General features: G+C 72.4%; 14 protein-coding genes. 12 read left to right on the top strand and 2 right to left on the bottom strand.

Annotated features, from left to right (window positions below):
• Positions 1 to 670: 670 nt before the first annotated feature.
• Positions 671 to 1,549, bottom strand: coding sequence for a DMT family transporter (locus tag KGQ19_RS10490; protein ID WP_212008896.1), 879 nt, complete (start codon positions 1,547 to 1,549; stop codon positions 671 to 673).
• A gap of 257 nt (positions 1,550 to 1,806) precedes the next feature.
• Between KGQ19_RS10490 and KGQ19_RS10485 the strand changes: the two genes are divergently transcribed.
• The 10 genes from KGQ19_RS10485 (at position 1,807) to KGQ19_RS10440 (ending at position 14,187) form a co-directional block, all read left to right on the top strand.
• Positions 1,807 to 2,610 (top strand): sulfite exporter TauE/SafE family protein, encoded by an 804-nt coding sequence (locus KGQ19_RS10485; RefSeq protein ID WP_212008895.1) that lies wholly within the window; start codon positions 1,807 to 1,809, stop codon positions 2,608 to 2,610.
• A 356-nt stretch (positions 2,611 to 2,966) separates the two neighbouring features.
• The gene (locus tag KGQ19_RS10480) at positions 2,967 to 3,401 is read left to right on the top strand and encodes a GNAT family N-acetyltransferase (RefSeq protein ID WP_212008894.1); all 435 of its coding nucleotides are present in this window, start codon (positions 2,967 to 2,969) and stop codon (positions 3,399 to 3,401) included.
• Between the two features lie 250 nt (positions 3,402 to 3,651).
• Entirely contained in the window at positions 3,652 to 4,938 is a 1,287-nt protein-coding gene (locus KGQ19_RS10475; RefSeq protein ID WP_212008893.1) for a bifunctional cobalt-precorrin-7 (C(5))-methyltransferase/cobalt-precorrin-6B (C(15))-methyltransferase, read from the top strand.
• A 481-nt stretch (positions 4,939 to 5,419) separates the two neighbouring features.
• On the top strand, positions 5,420 to 5,833 hold the full coding sequence (locus KGQ19_RS51815) for a hypothetical protein (protein WP_212008892.1): 414 nt from the start codon (positions 5,420 to 5,422) through the stop codon (positions 5,831 to 5,833).
• Between the two features lie 8 nt (positions 5,834 to 5,841).
• Positions 5,842 to 9,546: a nicotinate-nucleotide--dimethylbenzimidazole phosphoribosyltransferase gene (gene cobT / locus KGQ19_RS10465; RefSeq protein ID WP_212008891.1), complete on the top strand. Its 3,705-nt coding sequence runs from the start codon at positions 5,842 to 5,844 to the stop codon at positions 9,544 to 9,546.
• A gap of 35 nt (positions 9,547 to 9,581) precedes the next feature.
• Positions 9,582 to 10,799 carry a uroporphyrinogen-III C-methyltransferase gene (cobA, locus tag KGQ19_RS10460; RefSeq protein ID WP_212008890.1) on the top strand — a complete coding sequence of 406 codons (1,218 nt, stop codon included), beginning with the start codon at positions 9,582 to 9,584 and terminating at the stop codon, positions 10,797 to 10,799.
• An 86-nt stretch (positions 10,800 to 10,885) separates the two neighbouring features.
• On the top strand, positions 10,886 to 11,587 hold the full coding sequence (locus KGQ19_RS10455; protein ID WP_212008889.1) for a hypothetical protein: 702 nt from the start codon (positions 10,886 to 10,888) through the stop codon (positions 11,585 to 11,587).
• A 93-nt stretch (positions 11,588 to 11,680) separates the two neighbouring features.
• Positions 11,681 to 12,694, top strand: a complete 1,014-nt coding sequence (locus tag KGQ19_RS10450; RefSeq protein ID WP_212008888.1) for an aldo/keto reductase — start codon at positions 11,681 to 11,683, stop codon at positions 12,692 to 12,694.
• 9 nt (positions 12,695 to 12,703) lie between these two features.
• Entirely contained in the window at positions 12,704 to 13,327 is a 624-nt protein-coding gene (locus KGQ19_RS10445; protein WP_212008887.1) for a TetR/AcrR family transcriptional regulator, read from the top strand.
• Positions 13,328 to 13,377: 50 nt separating this feature from the next.
• Positions 13,378 to 14,187, top strand: a complete 810-nt coding sequence (locus KGQ19_RS10440; protein ID WP_212008886.1) for a TrmH family RNA methyltransferase — start codon at positions 13,378 to 13,380, stop codon at positions 14,185 to 14,187.
• 330 nt (positions 14,188 to 14,517) lie between these two features.
• Here KGQ19_RS10440 and KGQ19_RS52690 read toward each other — a convergent pair whose 3' ends face one another.
• Positions 14,518 to 14,967, bottom strand: coding sequence for a WhiB family transcriptional regulator (locus KGQ19_RS52690; protein ID WP_212008885.1), 450 nt, complete (start codon positions 14,965 to 14,967; stop codon positions 14,518 to 14,520).
• A gap of 684 nt (positions 14,968 to 15,651) precedes the next feature.
• On the opposite strand from KGQ19_RS52690, the gene KGQ19_RS10430 reads away from it, so the two are divergent.
• Both KGQ19_RS10430 and KGQ19_RS10425 read left to right on the top strand, forming a co-directional pair.
• Positions 15,652 to 17,154, top strand: a complete 1,503-nt coding sequence (locus KGQ19_RS10430; RefSeq protein WP_498038948.1) for a helix-turn-helix domain-containing protein — start codon at positions 15,652 to 15,654, stop codon at positions 17,152 to 17,154.
• A 174-nt stretch (positions 17,155 to 17,328) separates the two neighbouring features.
• The gene (locus KGQ19_RS10425) at positions 17,329 to 18,783 is read left to right on the top strand and encodes an FAD-dependent oxidoreductase (RefSeq protein WP_212008883.1); all 1,455 of its coding nucleotides are present in this window, start codon (positions 17,329 to 17,331) and stop codon (positions 18,781 to 18,783) included.
• Positions 18,784 to 18,804 lie beyond the last annotated feature (21 nt).

The following is an 18,804-nucleotide window of genomic DNA, read 5'->3' as shown; positions in this document are numbered from 1 at the left end:
TTTGTACTTCTCCGGCTGGTTTTCGGTTCGTTCCCCTCGGTCGCGTCGGCAGGGCTTCGCCTACAGTGCCGGTGGCCGGGGGTCAAGTTCGCGCTATCACAAACCGCAGCTCACACGCATGACCGCAAGCGCGCGGACGTTACCCCCGGACACCGGTGCTGTACCCATCGGGCTGACGACGCGACCGTGGGGAACGGACCGCACCACCTCAGGTACCGCCGCCGCTGAGACTGACCCGGCCACCCGAGGGAACCGCGCTAGTTTCCCTGAGGTTGCCGAGGCCCGCCGGAGGCCCGGCCCTTCATCACAGCTCTTGACTTTGATCTTGCTTGTGGCCCTTGATCTTGCTCTTGATCTGGCCCTTTGCCCTTGCCCGGACTTGCCGGTGTTGAAGAGGCCTGAGGTGGGGCGGGGTTGTGAACGCGGGAACCGGCAGCCGACAAACACACCCGCCGACCCGAACCCCGAACCGGCACAACTACGACCGAAGGCCGTAAAAATCGCCTTTCAACCCACACCCCAACCGCAACCCGGCCCACGAACTCCAGCCCCAGCAAACTCCACCCGCCGACGGATCCCACCCGCCGACCGGCACGTCGCGAACCACGCCGCGAACCACATCGCGAACCACGCCGCGAAAACTCCCGGGCAAACGTTGCCTGACACAGCACTAGCCTGAGACGCGCGGCCGGTTCTGCCACGCCTCCGCGGTCACCGACACCGCGAGCAGCGCGGCTCCCGCGATTCCGATCGCCGTGAGCCGGTCGCCCAGCAGCGCGATAGCCAGAACCGTGCCGGTCAGCGGCTCCAGGAGCGCGGTGACCGTGCCGGTGCTGGCCGCTGTGTCGCGCAGGCCGATGAAGTAGCAGGCATAGGCGATGGCTGTCGGCACCAGGCCGAGGGCCGCCAGTAGGCTGAGCGCTTCCGGCGTTGGAGCGAAGCCGACTCCCGTGGTCAGGGTGGCCGCGGCGACCAGGGCCAGGCCGCCGAGGGTGAAGCTGTAGCCGGTCATCGTGACCTCGTCCAGGCCCGGGACCGGGCTCTTGCCGATCAGGCTGATCGCCGAGAAGCCCGCGGCGCTGGTGACCGCGAATGCCGCGCCGATGAGGATGTGCGCCATGGTGATGCCGTGCGGGGGTTCGCCGACGAGCAGGCCCAAGCCCAGCACGGCCAGTGAGACCGTCGCGGCGACCCGGGTGTCGAGGTGCCGTCGGCCGGTTGCCTGCTCGAACCCGATGACCAGCACCGGGGCGGCCCCGATGGTGAGAAGGGTGGCCAGGCTGACGTCGGTCAGGGCGACCGCTGCGAAGTAGCACGCCTGGAAGCCCGCGGACAGCGCGCCGACGACGCCGATGCGGATCCACGCCGCGCGGCCGCGCGGGCGGCGTCCGTGCCCGGTGGCGGTCGCGAACAATACGAGGAACAGGCCGCCGGTCAGCAGCCGGTAACCGGCCACGGCGGTGGGGGACAGGTGGGTGTGCAGCGAGAGCAGGCGGCCGGTCAGCCCGCCGGTGCCCCAGAGCACGCCGGAAAAGACGAGGTAGATCAAGGGATCGCTCCTGCGACAGGAAGAACTACGGGAATCAGTCGCGGGAAGCGGGGCGTGACACTTCAGCCGGTCGGCTCAACACGCCGACAGGTGGTTCCTGGTGACTGGGTCGACCCCGCTTCAGGAGCTCGGCGGCGGGGTGACCGGGAACAACCGGTGCACGATCAGCGATCCTAATCAATGGGCTCGGAGTAGCCAACCGATCTTTCCCCGCTACGCTCTGCACGACCGGCGGCACGCACGAGGAGGAGGCACCGGTGGGCATCGGCGAAGTGGCGGCGCTGCTGGGCGTCGGCCTGGCGGCGGGCACGATCAACACCGTGGTCGGCTCCGGCACGCTGGTGACCTTCCCGACGCTGCTCGCCTTCGGCTACAGCCCGGTGGTCGCGAACGTCACCAACACCGTCGGCCTGGTTCCCGGTTCGCTGTCCGGCATCTACGGCTATCGCGCCGAGATCGCCGAGTTCCGCGCCGCCGGCGGAAAGCGCTTGGTGCGCCTGGTGGTGGCGTCGTTGTTGGGCGCCGCGGTCGGCGCGCTGTTGCTGTTCCTGCTGCCGGCCAAGGCGTTCAAGGCGATCGTGCCCGCGCTGATCGCCTTGGCCCTGGTGCTGATCATCGTCCAGCCGCGGCTGGCCAAGCGGGTCGCGGCGCGCCGGGAGGCGAAGGGCGACGGCGTGCGCGCCGGCGGCTGGGGCGTCCTGCTCGCGGTGTTCGGCAGCGGGATGTACGGCGGCTATTTCGGGGCCGCGCAAGGCGTGTTGCTGATGGCCATCCTCGGTCTCACCTACAGCGACCGCCTGCAAGTGCTCAACGGAGTGAAGAACATCCTGGCCTGTGTGGTGAACGCGATCGCGGCGGTCGTCTTCATCACGGTCGGCGCACTCGGGCTCGGCGGGTCCCAGCATCCCTCGGTGCGGTGGGGCGCGGCCCTGGCGATCGCGGTCGGAGCGCTGGTCGGCGGGAAGATCGGGGCGAGTGTCGGGCGCCGGTTGCCGCCGCGGGTGCTGCGGGGACTGATCATCGTCGTCGGGCTGGTCGCCATCGGATCACTGGTGCTTTAGAGAAGCTTTAGAGAGCTTTTAACGACTGCTGCGCACAGGCGGCATAGCCGCACAACTCCTCGCACTCCCGCGCATAAGTGATCTTCGCCGAATCGGCAGTGTATCCAGCTGATACTACCTATCCTGGAGACGGTGTCGGCGGCGTGCCGCACGTGCATGGCGTCCGTGCACTTGGGTCAGTATTCTGCCCGTGACGGGGGTCGCGGAACCGACGGGGGCCGGGGGCGGCGGACCGACCGTGACAACACGACGTCGACAACAGGGACAGGACACGTTCGGCAGTACCGGTGTGGCGCGTCCGCCACGCCACCACAGCATCCGGCACACCGCCGGCAGGCCCGTTTCGGAGATTCGTCTTGGGCAAGGTCTCCTACCGCTACGCGCACATCGAGGACCTCGACGCGCCGACCATCTACGCGCTGCTCCGGCTGCGCCAGGAGGTCTTCATCGTCGAGTGGGGCAGCTCGCACCTGGACATCGACGGCCGGGACACCGAGCCGTCCAGCGTGCACCTGTGGGCCGAGCGCGACGGGGACGTGCTGGCCGCCGTGCGCGTGGTGCAGGAGTCCGACGACACCCTGCGGATAGAACGCCTGGCCACCCGCTTCGGCGCGCGCGGCCGGGGCATCGCCGGCCGGCTGCTGGACTACGCGGTGAAGATGGCCGGCGAGCGCAGACTGCTGATCGACGTCCCGACCGCGCTGGAGCCCTGGGCCGAGCGCTTCGGCTTCGTGCGGGCCGGGGATCCGTTCATCGCCGAGGGTGTCCAGCAGGTGACCATGATGCACTGATGCACGTGCCTTTGCACGTGCGCGGCTGGTGACGGGCGATCCGGCCGGCCGCCGGCCGCCGATCCGCGCCACCGCCGAACGGGCATGTTCGCTGTCTGATTCGCCCGCTTTCGCCGGATTCGCCGCCTCACTTGTGGAACGGGCGGTGTTAGTGTGCGTTGAAGTCCCTTAGACGAAACGCGGAGGACTTTTTCATGGCCGATCCACGGCGCGCCCCCAGCTTCGCCGTGGCTGTGTGCGGGGGACCGGCGTGACCGCCGGCCGGCACGGTGCCGCGGGGCCGGCGATAGCCCAAGCCGCGGCGGCGGTCGCGGTCGTCGGCTACGACGGCTCGCTGCCCGGGCCCGTGGTGCGCGGCGTTCTGGAGTCCTCTGAGCTGGTCGTGGGCGCCGCGCGGCACCTCGACGGGATCGGCGTCCCCGAGCACGTCCGGCGGATTCTGCTGGGCGAGGACAACCGGCTGGCCTACGCCCGGCTCACCGCGCATCTGGGTGATCCGAAGGCGGGACCGGCGGTCGTGGTGACCGCCGGCGACCCCGGTTTCTTCGGTGTGCTGCGCGATCTGCGGGAATCAGGCTTCGAAGTCGTCGGCTACCCGGCGCCCGGCCCGGTGGCCGCCACCCTGGGCCGGCTGGGGCTGCCGTGGGACGACGCGGTGGTGGTCTGCGTGACCGACGACCGTTCGCTGCTGCGGGCCGCCAACACCGCCCGCGCGCACCCGAAGGTGGCGATCGTGGCCGCCCCGGAGTTCCCGCCGAACCGGGTCGCCGCGGCCCTGCGCGGCGCGCAGCGGGCCTTCATCGTGGCCCAGCACCTCGGGGAGCCCGACGAGCGGATCGAGAGCCTGGTCCCCGCCGAGGCGGCCACCCGGGTGGTCTGGGGCGCCGCGGACGCGATCCTGGTGCTGGACGAGGAGCGGCTGAGCCCGGACTCGCCGCACGACCCGCGCTGGGGCTCCGGCTGGGTCTCGGCCTGGGCCGGGCCGTCGGCCGGCTGGGCGGTGCCGGACAACGCGTTCGTGGCCCGCGGGCCGCAGGTGCTGCCCGCCGAAATCAGGGCATTGATATTGGCGCGGCTGGCGCCGCGGCTGGGCGCGATGGTGTGGGAGGTCGCGGCCGGGGCCGGCGCGCTGGCCGTGGAGTGCGCGCGGCTGGGCGCGGCGGTGATCGCCGTCGAACGCGATCCCGACGCCTGCGAACGGATATCCCTGAACGCCGTGATGCACGGCGTGGACGTCGAGGTGGTCAGCGGTCCGGCGCCGGCCGCGCTGGCCACGCTGCCCCGCCCGGACTCGGTCTTCGTCGGCACCGAACGCGCCGACGTCGTGCGGGCCTGCGCCACCACCGGCGCGCGCACCGTGGTCACCGCGGTCACCGCCCTGGACCGGCTGCCGGCCATCCGGCAGGCGCTCAGGATCGGGGACCGGCGCGTGGACGGCGTGCAGTTGCAAGCCTCGCGTCTGGCTCCCCGACCGGGTGACGCGCTCCGGTTGGCCCCGGCGGCCCCGGTATTCGTTCTTTGGGGTGAGCTTGGGTGACAGACCCGGCCTTTTAGTCAACCCATCAGGGGCTGCGTATGCTCTTCCGGGCTTGCGCGCGCCTTTCACGAGCGATACTTGGCAGCGCCCACGCGAACGCGAACCCCCGCCGACGAGGGGGACACGGGGAACGGGAGCGGGATACGAACCATGGTATGGAACGACAGGATCGAGGAACCCACGGTGACCGGTGCCGACGATTTCGGGCGTGAGGGCTCCGCCAGGCCGCCGTTCGAGGGCGATTTCCCCCCGGGCTCCGGGCCCTACGACGACAACGCGCCGACCACCGAGTTCAGCCGGCTGGTGTTCGACGACGAGGGCGAGTTCCCGGGACCGCGCAACGGCTCCGCGGCTCCGGGCGGGGCCGGCGGCCCCGGCGGACCGGGCGGCATGCGGATGCGCGACGGGCGGGAACCGCGGGCTGCTTTCGGCGAGGCGGCGGGACGGCAGGGCGTTCCTGGCGGCGGGCCCCGGGGTCCCGGTGGCGGACCTGATGGCGGCCCTGGCGGTCCCGGTGGCGCGCCCGGCGGGCCGAACGGTCCTGGCGGTCCCGGTGGTCCCGGTGGACCCGGTGGACCCGGTGGACCCGGTGGACCCGGTGGACCCGGTGGACCCGGTGGACCCGGTGGACCCGGTGGACCCGGTGGACCCGGTGGACCGCAGGGTCCGGAGTCGGCCAACCGTCCGACGCGGCCGATCCGCCCGCGTCCGGCCGGTGCTCCCGGTGGGCCCGTGGTGCCGCCCGGATCGGTGTTCCGTGAGCAGCCGCCGGCCGGCGGCCGTGGTCCGGTCGACGGCGCGGGTGCGGGTCCGCGCGGTCCCGTGGACGGCGTCCGCGGCCCGGGCGACGGGACCCGGGGCCCGGCCGAACCCGGACGCGGTCAGCGTCCGATGATGCCCCCGATGCAGCCGCCGCCCGGCCGCGGCCCGCAGCCCGGTCCCGGTCCGCGGAATCAGGGTCCTGACAATCGCGGCTTCAGCGTCCCGCAGCAGCGCGACTCCAACGCCGACTCCGGCCCGGCCGGCCGCCGCTCGCCGGGCCAGCGCGGTGCCGAGGCGCTGCGCCAGGCCCAGCAGTTCGACGTCTTCCGCCGCGAGCCGGTGGTCCCGCAGCAGGCGTCCCCGGCCGACGGCAACGACTTCGACGAGGCCGCCGACCGCACGCCGCTGCCCCGCGACGAGCGCGACGCCGCCCGTGATCCCCGTGACCCGCGCGACCCGCGCGGCCAGGTGGACATCAGCGTCTTCGACGCGGCGCCCGAGCCCGGCCCCGAGCGTCCCGGTTTCGACCTGCGCGCGCCGCTGCGCGGCCCGGCCTCCTACGACCAGCCGACGGACATCATCCCGGCGATCCTCGACGAGCCGGGGCAGGACTCCTTCGGCCGGCACCCGGCCGCCGAGGAGGCACCGGGTTCCTTCGATCCCTCGTTCGGCGAGCAGGGCTTCCCGCCCGCGAACAACGCCGGATTCGGTGCCCAGCAAGGGTTTCCCCCCGCTGGTGCGCAGGGTTTCGGTGCCGAGAGCGAGGCCGCCGAGGCCGGTTTCGGTGCGCCGCAGGGGTTCCCGCCCGCGGCCGGTCCGCAGGGCTTCTCGCCCGCCGGTGCGTTCGGCACGTCGGGCGGTGGCGCGCACGGCGCCGACGACGCCGGTTTCGATGGTCCGCAGGGTTTCGACGGCCAACAGGGTTTCGACGGCCAACAGGGTTTCGACGGTCCGCAGGGTTTCGACGGTCCGCAGGGCTTTCCGCCCGCCAACGCACCGGGCTTTGGTGCTGAGGCCGGTGAAGCAGCCGGGCAGGGCTTCCCCGGTGAGTCGGTTTTCGATGCCGGGCAGGGCTTCCCGCCCGCCCCGGCGCCGGGTTTCGCCGCCGAGGCCGGTGAGCCCGCCAGCCCGGGTTTCGCGCCCGGCGAGTCGGTTTTCGATGCCCGGCAGGGGTTTCCGCCGGCCGGCGCGCCGGGCTTCGGTACCGAGGCCGGCGATGCGGTCGGCCAGGGCTTCCCGCCTGCCGGCGGCTTCGGGGCGCAGAACGGCGTCGCCGAGTCCGTGTTCGGTGAGTCGGCGTTCGGTGAGCCGGTGTTCGGCGAGCCCGAGCAGCCTGGCTTCCCGGCGGCCCAGGACCCGCACGCCGGTGTCGACCCGACCACGACCTTCGGCGGTCCGCAGGCGTTCGCGCCGCAGGCCGGCAACGACCCGTCGTTCGGCGCGCGTCCGGTCCAGGAGCCTTCGTTCGGTTCCCGGCCCGCCGAGGAGCCGTCGTTCGGTGCGGCGCCGGGCGTGGAGGCCGAGGTGCGGGCCTTCGGCGCCGCCGAGGCGCCCGCGGCCCCGTCGGTCTTCGGCGCGCCGGAGGGCGGCATGCCCTCGTTCGGCGACCGGCCGCTGACCCCGAACACCGGCCCCGACTACGGCCTGGCGCCCGCCGCCGAGCCGCAGGCCGAGCCGCCGCTCGGGGCGCACCTGGACCCGCCGCGCTTCGAGCCCGCGCCGCCGGTGTTCGACGACCCGGCCGAGGGCGTCGAGTTCGGCGGGACCGGCGAGGAGCCCGGGCCGGTGTTCGCCACCCCGACCGTGGCCATCACGCCCGCCGAGCCCGTCGCCGAGTACGCCGAGGACGCCGCGCTGGACGAGGACGCCGACGGCGACGCCGAGCCCGAGATGCTGGTCCCGTGGGCCAACGCCGGGGCGGAGAACGCCGAGGCCGAGACGGAGGCGCAGGGCCAGGTCCCGGTGCCGCCGCCGGTCCAGGGTCAGGCGCCGGTCCAGGGCCAGGTCCAGGCGCCGGGCTTGCCCCAGCAGTCGCCGCCGCAGGCCCCCGACGACCTCTTCGACACCGACGACGAGCCCTACGACGACGTCCCCCGGGTCCCGCCTTACGACGACGCCGAACTGGCCGCCGTCCACCGCGTCATCCGCGAACGCCGCGACGTGCGCAGCACCTTCCTGCCCGACCCGATCCCGGACGAGATCCTCACCCGGGTCCTGGAGGCCGCGCACACCGCGCCGAGCGTCGGCTTCTCGCAGCCGTGGGACTTCCTGGTCCTGCGCAGCCGCGAGACCCGGCAGGCGGTGCACGACCTGGCCGCCCGGCAGCGCGACGACTACTCCGCCTCGCTGCCCAAGGCCCGGCAGCGGGCGTTCAAGGACCTGAAGATCGAGGCGATCCTCGACACCCCGGTCAACATCGTCGTGACCTGCGATCCGACCCGTGGCGGCCGGCACACGCTGGGCCGGCACTCGCAGCCGCAGATGGCGCCCTACAGCGCCGCGCTGGCCGTGGAGAACCTGTGGCTGGCGGCGCGGGCCGAGGGCCTGGGCGTGGGCTGGGTGTCGTTCTTCGACGAGCGCGAGCTGACCCGGACCCTGGACCTGCCGGACCACCTGTCGGTGGTGGCCTACCTGTGCGTCGGCTTCGTCCACGAGTTCCCCGGCGAGCCGGAGCTGTCCGGGGCCGGCTGGGCCAAGCGCCGGCCGCTGGCCTGGGCCGTGCACGACGAGCAGTACGGCCGGCGCGCGCTGCCCGGCAGCAATCCGGTGTCGCTGCTGGAGGAGACGCTGGCCGCGATCGAGCCGCTGGACAAGGAGGCCGTGAACGCCGCCCTGGCCCGCCAGGAGGTGATGACCAAGCCGCTCGGGTCGCTGGGCGTCCTGGAAGAGGTCTCGGTGCAGCTCACCGGGCTGGCCGGGGTCTTCCCGCCGCCGATCCCGGAGCCGGCGGCGGTCGCGGTGTTCGCCGCCGACCACGGGGTGCACGCCCAGGGCGTCACGCCGTGGCCGCAGGAGGTCACCGCGCAGATGGTGCTCAACTTCCTGGCCGGCGGGGCCGTGGTCAACGCCTTCGCGCACCAGATCGGCGCCGAGGTGTGCGTGGTGGACGTCGGAGTGAACGCCGAACTGCCGCAGCAGACCGGGCTGGTGCCGCGCAAGATCCGTTACGGCACCGCGGACCTGTCCGAGGGCCCGGCGATGTCGCGCGAGGAGGCGCTGGCCGCGCTGGAGGTCGGCGTGGAGACCGCGCGGGACCTGGTGGCCGCCGGCAACAAGGTGCTGCTGACCGGGGACATGGGCATCGCGAACACCACCGCGAGCGCCGCGCTGATCGCCGCGTTCACCGGCGCCTCGCCGACCCAGGTCACCGGGTACGGCACCGGGATAGACGAGCAGACCTACGCGCACAAGGTCGACGTCGTGCGCCGGGCCCTGGACCTGCACCGGCCGGACCCGGCGGACCCGCTGGGCGTGCTGGCCGCGGTCGGCGGCCTGGAGCACGCGGCGCTGGCCGGCTTCATCCTGGGCGCGGCCAGCCTGCGGATCCCGGTGATCCTGGACGGCGTGATCGCCGGCGCCGCGGCGCTGGTGGCCCAGTCGCTGGCCCCGGACGCCACCGCGGCCATGGTCGCCGGGCACCGCTCGGCCGAGTCCGGGCACCAGCTCGCGCTGGAGGCCCTGGGCGTCATCCCCTTGATCGATCTCGAATTGCGGTTGGGGGAGGGCAGCGGAGCGGTGCTGGCTCTACCGTTGGTGCAGGCGGCCGTCCGGGCGCTGCGGGACGTGGCGACCTTCGAGTCGGCCGGCGTCGCGCAGAGCGCCGAGGACGACGAGAACGCCGCCTGACCGACGTACCTGCTACCACCCGGGAAACACGACAGATGAGCGCCGCCACCGACCCGAATCCCGTCTACCCGGCCGCCCTGCGGCTGGCCGGCCGGCGGGCGGTGGTGGTCGGCGGCGGCGTGGTCGCGCAGCGCCGGGTCCTGGGGCTGCTGGACGCCCGCGCCGACGTGCTGGTGGTCGCCCCCGAGGCGACGCCGGCGGTCGAGGCGCTGGCCGACGGCGGCGAGATCCGCTGGGAGCGGCGGCCCTACCGGGACGGCGATCTGGCCGAGGCCTGGTACGCGGTGGCCGCCGCCGACGATCCGGCGGTGAACGCGGCGGTGGCGCGCGCGGCCGAGGCCGGCCGGGTGTTCTGCTCGCGGGCGGACTCCGCCGACGACTCCAGCGCCTGGACCCCGGCCGTGGGCCGGCACGACGGCGTCACCGTCGCGGTGATCGGCGGCGGCGACCCGCGGCGCGCCGTGGACGTCCGGGACGGCGTCCTGGAGGGGCTGCGCGACGGCACCCTGGCCGCCCCGCACCACCGCGGCCGGACCCCGGGCGTGGCGCTGGTCGGCGGCGGGCCCGGCGATCCGGACCTGATCACCGTGCGCGGCCGCCGGCTGCTGGCCGAGGCCGACGTGGTGGTCGCCGACCGGCTCGGGCCGCGCGGGCTGCTCGACGAGCTGGCCCCGGACGTGGAGATCATCGACGCCTCGAAGATCCCCTACGGCCGGGCGCTGGCCCAGGACGCGATCAACGAGGTGCTGATCGAGCGGGCCAAGGCCGGCAAGTTCGTGGTGCGGCTCAAGGGCGGCGACCCGTTCGTCTTCGGGCGCGGCTTCGAGGAGGTGCTGGCCTGCGCCGAGGCCGGCGTGCCGTGCTCGGTGGTCCCCGGCATCACCAGCGCGGTCTCGGTGCCGGCGCTGGCCGGGATCCCGGTCACGCACCGCGGTGTGGCCCACGAGTTCACCGTGGTCTCCGGGCACGTCGCCCCGGACAACCCGAAGTCGCTGGTCGACTGGCCCGCGCTGGGCCGGATGACCGGCACGCTGGTCATCCTGATGGGCATCGAGCGGATAGCCGCGATCGCCGCGACCCTGCTGGCCAACGGCCGGGCGCCGCAGACCCCGGTCGCGGTGATCCAGGAGGGCACGATGCCCGGTGAGCGCCGGGTGCAGACCACACTCGGGCTGATCGAGGAGGCGGTGGCCGAGGCCGGGATCCGGCCGCCGGCGATCGTGGTGGTGGGGCCGGTCGTCGGGCTGACCTGACAGGCCTCCCCTCTTCCTCCTTCTCTGGAGCTTTTACGCCGGGCTTATTGACTGCCTGCTTATCCGCACGTCGCTGTACTACCGGTATGAGTCAGGACCAGGACCCGATCGACGCGACCCGGCCGTTCGAGCCGATCGACCCGTATAACATCCCTGCGGACCAGGGCGCCGGGCCGGCGCAGGGGTATGGGGATTACCAACAGGGGTTCGAGCAGCAGCCCTATGGCGCGCCTCAGCCGGAGCCGCAGCAGCGGGGGGTCAAGCAGCGCCTGACCCGGCTCGGTCCACTGAAGCTGGCGGTGCTCGGCACCGCGGGCGTCATCGTGCTCGGCGGGGCGGCCTGGGGGACGACGGCGGCGATGCAGTCGTCGGGCTCGTCCTCGTCGAACACCGCCGCTGCCGCGCCGACCAGCGGCCAGACCCAGAGCCAGGCGCCGGGCGCCGGCGGGACGAGCGGGGGTGCCGGCGGCAAGCACGCCAAGGCCGGCAAGCCCGCTCGCATCAAGATCACCCAGGTCGGTGCCGGATCGTTCACCGGGACCGCGGCCAAGGGCACGACCGTGACGGTCGACTACGACGCCGGGACCAAGTTCGGCACGAAGGCCCACCCCCTGACCTCCGCCCAGCTCCAGGCCGGGATGACCGTCACCGTCATCGGCGAGCGCAAGGGCGACACGATCACCGCCACCGAGGTCGCCGAGCCGGCCAAGACGCCGAAGAAGCCCGGCACGCCGGGTGCCACCTCGACCCCGACCGACCCGGCGAGCCCGGTGGGCGGCGGCGCCTGAGCCCGCCCGAGCCCGCCTGAGCCCGCCGCCGGTCTGACGGCTGGCGAATGACAAAACTTGAAATCTGTCAGCTGTCAGTCGTATCGTGGGGTCATGACGACGACTGACAGCCCCCACGCCCCCCGCCGGCTCGGCACCACCGGCCCTGAAGTGTTCCCGCTCGGTCTCGGCGCCATGGGCATGTCCGCCCTCTACGGCCCGACCGACCGCGACGAGTCCATCGCGACCGTGCACGCCGCCCTGGACGCCGGGATGACCCTGATCGACACCGGCGACTTCTACGGGATGGGCGACAACGAGCTCCTGCTCGCCGACGCCCTGCGCGGCATCCCCCGCGACCGCTACCAGCTGAGCGTGAAGTTCGGCGCGCAGCGCGACCCGGCCGGGGCCTTCATCGGCAACGACAACAGCCCGGCGGCGCTGAAGACCTCGCTGGCGTACTCGCTGCGCCGGCTCGACGTGGAATACCTCGACGTCTACCGCCCGGCCCGGCTGGACCCGAACGTCCCGATCGAGGAGACCGTCGGCGCCATCGGCGAGATGGTGCAGGCCGGGTACGTCCGGCACATCGGCCTGTCCGAGGTCGGCACCGACACCCTGCGGCGGGCCGCCGCCGTGCACCCGATCTCCGACCTGCAGATCGAGTACTCGCTGATCTCGCGCGCTCTGGAGACCTCGATCCTGCCGACGTCGCGCGACTTGGGGATCGGTGTCACCGCCTACGGTGTGCTCTCGCGCGGCCTGATCAGCGGCCACTGGAGCAAGGACCGCTCCAGTGAGGGCGACTTCCGCTCGGTCTCGCCGCGCTTCCAGGCCGAGAACCTGGACCACAACCTCGCGCTGGTCGAGACGCTGCGCACGATCGCCGAGCGCAAGGACGTCACCGTGGCGCAGCTGGCGATCGCCTGGGTCGCCGCGCAGGGCCCGGACATCGTGCCGCTGGTCGGCGCCCGCCGCCGGGACCGGCTCACCGAGTCGCTGGGCTCCCTGGACGTCACGCTGAGCGCCGATGACCTGGCCGAGATCGAGAAGGCCGTGCCGGCCGGCGCGGCGGCCGGCGACCGCTACGACGCCGGGCAGATGGCCCACCTGGACTCGGAGAAATAGAGTTCAGCGGTGAGCACCAGCAACGCCGGCGGACCCCTGACCCCGGAGCGGATCCTGGAGGCGGCTGACGAGACCCTGCGCCGCTTCGGCCCGGCCAAGACCACGGTGGTCGACGTCGCGCGGGCGCTCGGCGTCAGCCACGGGTCGGTCTACCGGCACTTCCCGACCAAGGCGGACTTGCGCGACGCCGTGGTCGACCGTTGGCTACAGCGGATGCACCCTTCGCTGGCGGCGGTCGCCGACGGCGAGGGGGCGGCGGCCGAGCGGGTCCGGCTGGTGCTGTGGACGCTGGCGGAGACGAAGTGGACCCAGGCGCGGGAGGACCCGGAGTTCTTCACGGCGTTCGCCGAACTGGCCGAGGACGCTCGCACGCCGGTGGTGGCGCACGTCGACTTCGTCGTGGTGCAGCTGACGAAGGTGATCGCCGAGGGCGTGGCGCGCGGCGAGATCGCCTCGGCGGACCCGAAGACGACCGCCCTCGCGGTGTTCGACGCCACGGCCAAGTTCCACAACCCGGCGGCCCGCTCGGAGTGGGTGCGGCCGGCCATCGACGAGGCCTTCGCCAACGTCTGGAGGCTGCTGCGCGACGGCCTCCTGCCGCGGGGCGTCCGCGGCGTAGGCGAGTCCGGGTGAGCAAGCCCGGATTCCGGTTTGCGCCGCCGGATACGGCAGGATTCGGCGGTGTGGGAGAACTGATCGAAGTCACCGTCCCGTCCGACCCGCGCCTGCACGACTACTCCGGCCTCACCGACGTCGAGCTGCGCAAGGTCCGCGAACCCGCCGAGGGCCTGTTCCTCGCCGAGGGGGAGAAGGTGATCCGCCGCGCCCTGGCCGCCGGCTATCCGATGCGCTCGACGCTGCTGTCGCCGAAGTGGGCGGCGGCGATGCGGCCGCTGATCGATGCCGTCGACGCCCCGATCTACGTCGGCGACGAAGCGTTGCTGGAGGCGGTGACCGGCTTTCACGTCCACCGCGGCGCCCTGGCCTCGATGCAGCGCACCCCGCTGCCGTCGGCCGGGACCGTGCTGGAGCGCGCGCGGCGCGTCGTGGTGATGGAGGACATCGTCAACCACACCAACCTCGGTGCGATCTTCCGCAGCGCGGCGGCGCTCGGCATGGACGCGGCGCTGCTGACGCCGAGTTGTGCGGACCCGCTGTATCGCCGCTCGGTGCGGGTATCGATGGGGACCGTCTTCGCGATGCCTTACGCGCGCTTGGATTCCTGGCCTGGGGGCCTGGCGACGTTGACCGAGCACGGCTTCCGCACCGTCGCGCTGACACCCGGTCCGACCGCGATCGACCTGCGGGACCTGCGTTTCGGGCCGCAGGACAAGGTGGCGTTGCTGCTCGGAACCGAGGGGGACGGCCTGTCGGACCCGGCGTTGGCGGCCGCCGATCTGCGGGTGCGGATTCCGATGGCGGCCGGGGTGGATTCGCTGAATGTGGCGGCCGCTGCGGCGGTCGCTTGTTACGCGATCGCTGCCGGGAGTTGAGTTTTCGCCCGATAGCCGATTGCGCTTTCTCGGCAGCCGGCTGAAATACGGTCAGGTACAACGCGTTAAGTGTTGTTCGGCGCCGAATTCCCGGTAACCAACGCGTGATGGCCCATCAAGCAGGCGCGGGGGATCTGGCGGTGATGGCTGGGAAAGCCGTGGATCCGGTCCGCTGTTGTTTCCCGCCGGCGCGGCAAAAGACAAGCACCGGGTGGCCTCCCGGCCCACCCGGCGCTTGTCCGTAACGTGGCTGCGTTGCTGTCTTGCCGTGTTGCTGTAAGTCTTCTGTGCTGGGTAAGTCTCTTTGTGCTCTTGTGCGCTCGTGGCGGGTCAGGCCGCCACTTCGGTCCCCTCCCTGGCCGCCTGGGCGTCCGCGAAGCCCCGGTCGCGCTGCGTGCCGATGCGGATCGGCACCACGACCGGTCGGGCACCGGTCGCCGCGCCCCGGCGCCGGCGGGACTCCTCGGCCCGCTCCAGCTCCGTCAATCCGCCCCAGATGCCGAACTGTTCCGGCAACGCCAGCGCGTGCTCGAGGCACTGCTGGCGGACCGGGCAGTCGTCGCACACCCGCTTGGCCGTCGTCTCGCGCTTCTCCCGTTCCCGGATCCGTTCCGAATCCGGGGCGAAGAACACCGCCGCGTCCCCGGACTGGCACAGTCCCCGCTCCTGCCAGCCGAGCTTGAGCTCGGCGATCGGCGGGATCCGGGCCGCCGTCCGGGCCGACGACGAGCGGACCGGTATCGGTCCGACGGCTCCTCGCACCGTGGTCTGCTGAGCCATGGTCGGCTCACCCCCTCCACTGCCTTTAGTTCTGCACAGGCTTCCCCGCGCACCTGCCGTGACTCACCCGGGCGCAGTCGCACCGCCTCTCAGCTGGATGCCGTCAGCGGCAACGCCGGGTTACGGGTGTAACGGATCACGGGCTTGCGGTGTTCCCGCCGAACGGGGCGAAATCTTCTCAGCTCGTTTCGATGAACGCCCCGGTCCCGACCGGTCACGGCACATGCACGCGCGGTTGCACGAGCATCGGCGGATTCACCCGAGAAGGCGGTATGGCGCTCGGATGGGGTTCATCGGCGCGGCGGCGGATAAACCACTGGGGGTGGAGAATTTTTCGCACGATGTTATGGCAACAGTGATAGGCCAACTGGCCGCACCACCGCACCGCCGGTCCCATGTCGGCCCCCGATCGGCAATGCCGGGTGTGGCGCCGGTCCCGGCCCGGTAAGAAGGAGATTTTTTGCCGAAACCACCGTCTGTCGCAGGGCCCTGATCAGGCTGATCCCGGCTTTCGCAGGTATTCGCCATAGTCCTTTCGGGTGGTTGTACTACCATTGGAGGCTTGTTCGGGTCTAACGTCTGAACCAGCCTTCTGCGACGGCCGGCCCACGGGCCGCCGCCGTGTCGGGCTGCGGTCGGCGCGGGGCCGGTCCGCTCCAGGCGCATGGACCGAAGGGTTCTGCCATGCAGGTGGATCCAGGCTCTTCCCCGGGTAGGAAGCCGGCGGGCAACACCGCGCTGAAGGCCTTGCGGCTGTCCCGGCACTGGACTCAGGCCGAATTCGCCGCCGAGTTCGAGAAAGCCTCCCGCGCGCTTGGTAAAGTGCTGTCACTGTCCGTCCGGCAGGTCCGCCGGTGGGAGAGTGAGGATCCGCCGTGTCCGCTCCCGGCGTACCAGCGGGTCTTGGAAGAAGTCTTCGGCGTCTCCGTCGCGCAGATGGGATTCCAGGTCGGATGGTCGGTGCCGTGGGCGCCGCGGCCGGAATCGTCGCAGCCACCGACCGCCGCGACTGGGCGTGCTCCGGAAGCGGAGCCCGAGGAGGACGGAGTAGCTGGGGGAGCCACGCAACACGGACGGATGGCAGGGCTGTGCCGCACGCGGCCCGCCGACCGATCTGGAGGGCACGACCCAGTGAAGCGACGAGAGTTCGTCACCAGCGCCGCAGCGGCGCTGACCGTGGCCGGGGCAGGTGAGTCCGCGTACGCCGCCGATGCTTCCGAACGGCTCCCGGCCGCCGCCGACCCGGCCGGCCGCGCGGTCCCGTTCGACCGCCAGATGGTGGACGGCTATGAGTTCATCACCAGCCAGCAGCGATCCCTGTACTACACGGTCCCCCCGGCCCGCATGTACTCCCCGGCGGTGGCGCACGCCCAGCTCGGGGCGGCACTGCTGAGCGGGACCGGACCGCAGACCCAGCGCTCCCGGCTGGCCGGCTCGCTGGCCGAGGCCTCGCTGCTGGCCGCCCGGCTGGCGTTCTTCGACCTGAAGAAGACCGAGCCGGCCCGCATGCACTACCGCAACGCCCTGGTCGCCGCCCGCGAGGCCGACGACCACCAGCTGGGCTCGGCGATCCTGGCCCACCTGGCCTTCGTCCCGGCCTGGGACGGCAAGGCCGGGGAGTCCCGGGACCTGATGCGCGCCGCCTACGCGCACGCCGCCCGGGGCGTCAGCGCGGTCCAGCGCTCCTGGCTGCACGCCGTGGACGCCGAGATCGAGGCCCGGCTGGGCGATCACAAGCGCGCGGTCGACCTGATCGGCAGGGCGGAGGAGGCCCTGTCGGACGCCGACCGCTCCAGCGTCCCGGACCCGGAGTGGCTGGACTACTTCGACGCCACGCGCCTCAACGGTTTCAAGGGTTTCTGCCACATCAACGGCGGCAGTCCGGAACTGGCCCAGGAAGCGCTGCTGTGCTCGCTGATGGCGCTCAAGCCCAACGAGGCCAAGCAGCGCACCATCGTGCTGGCCGACATGGCGGACATCCACGTGCGCACCAAGGAGATCGAGCAGGCCTGCGTCACGTTGGAGCGGGCCCTGGTGAACCTGGACAAGCACTGGTACGGCATCGGCTGGGACCGGATCTTCAACGTGCGCCGCAAGATGGACAACTTCGGGGACACCCGCTCGGTCCGGGAACTGGACATGCGGATGAACTCCTCGTGGGGCGCGACGATGCGCCTGGCGACCTGATCCGGGCGGACCGGGGGTCCAGGACTGGTCAGCAGGGGGATCCGTAGGGACGGTGGCCCGGTGGCCATCGGCGGATCCCCTGGCTTCCCGGCTCCGCAATCGCCCTGAGTGCGCAGGCCGCACCGCTGTCGGTGCTCTGGACTCCAGGCCTTTGCGGACGCTACGTTCCGAGGCGTGTCAGAGAACCGAGATAAAGACATTGACAGTCGAGGCGTGGTCGTGGTCGGCGCCGGTCCCACCGGGCTGTTGCTGGCCGGTGATCTGGCGGCGGCCGGCATCCCGGTGACGCTGCTGGAGCGCAGGCACCCGGGCCGCTCCAACCTGAGCCGCGCGCTGGTCGTGCACGCGACCACCTTGGAAGCCCTGGACTCCAGGGACATCGCCGCCCCGCTGATCGAGCGCGGTGCGCCGGTGCGGTCGCTGCGGTTGTTCGACACCGCGGTCGTGGACGTCTCGGAGCTGCCCACCCCGTATCCGTACCTGCTGGTGGTGCCGCAGTACGAGACCGAAGCGGTGCTGTACGAGCGGCTGGAACGGCTCGGCGTGCGGATCCGGTACGAGACCGAGGTCGTCGGCCTGCGCCAGGACCCGGACGGCGTGACCGTGACGGTCCGCGAAGCGTCCGGCACCCGCGAGGAACGCGCCGCCTACGTCGTCGGCACAGACGGCAGCCGCAGCGCGGTCCGCTCGCTGCTCGGCGTGGAGTTCCCCGGGCACACCGTGGTGGCCTCGGTGATGTTGGCGGACGCGAAGCTGTCCCACCCGCCGCAGACCCGCATCGCGACCAACACCGATGGCGACAAGTTCGCCTTCGTGGCCCCGTTCAAGGACGGCTACCACCGCATCATCTGCTGGGACCAGAAGCACGCCAAGGCCGAGACCGAGCCGGTGGAGCTGGCCGAGGTGCGCGACATCCTGCGCGAGACTTTGGGCTCGGACTTCGGGATGGGCGAACCGCGCTGGTCCAGCCGCTTCCACAGCGACGAGCGGCAGGCCGAGCGCTACCGGGTCGGGCGCGTGTTCCTGGCCGGCGACGCCGCGCACACCCACAGCCCGGCCGGCGGCCAGGGCATGAACACCGGCCTGCTGGACGCCGCCAACCTGTCGTGGAAGCTGATCGCGGTCCTGCGCGGCCGGGCCGGCGAGGCGCTGCTGGACAGCTATGAGCGCGAGCGCCATCCGGTCGGCGCCGCGGTGATCAAGGGATCGGGCCGGCTGCTGCGGGCCGCGCAGATCAAGATGACGCCGGCCCGCAAGGCCCGGAACCTGGCGATGCACTTCGCCCTCGCGCGGCCGGCGGTGAACCGGCGGATCGGCTTCGCCCTGTCGGGACTGTGGATCACGTATCCGGCTCCGCGGGGCGCACACGCGCTGACCGGGCGTCGAGCCGGGGACGTGGCGCTGACCGGCACACCCGAGCGCTTGCTGGAAGCGTTGCGAGGCGGCGGTTTCGTGCTGCTGGCCCCGCCGGAACTGCATGCGGTGGCGGCCGAAGCGGGGGTCACGGCGGCGGTGGCGGCGGACGGCGGCCCGGTGCGGTTGGTCCGGCCGGACGGCTATATTGCGTGGGCGGCCGAGGCGCCCAGTGCCGAGGAAGTCGCGGCGGCGATCGCCGCTTCCGGGGCTTGACGGCCCTGATGGGACTTCAGG

Origin of the sequence: Catenulispora pinistramenti (assembly GCF_018274385.1) — a bacterium.
Taxonomy (GTDB): domain Bacteria; phylum Actinomycetota; class Actinomycetes; order Streptomycetales; family Catenulisporaceae; genus Catenulispora; species Catenulispora pinistramenti.
The sequence above is the reverse complement of the archived record's forward strand: the minus strand, read 5'-3'. Positions and strand labels throughout refer to the sequence as shown.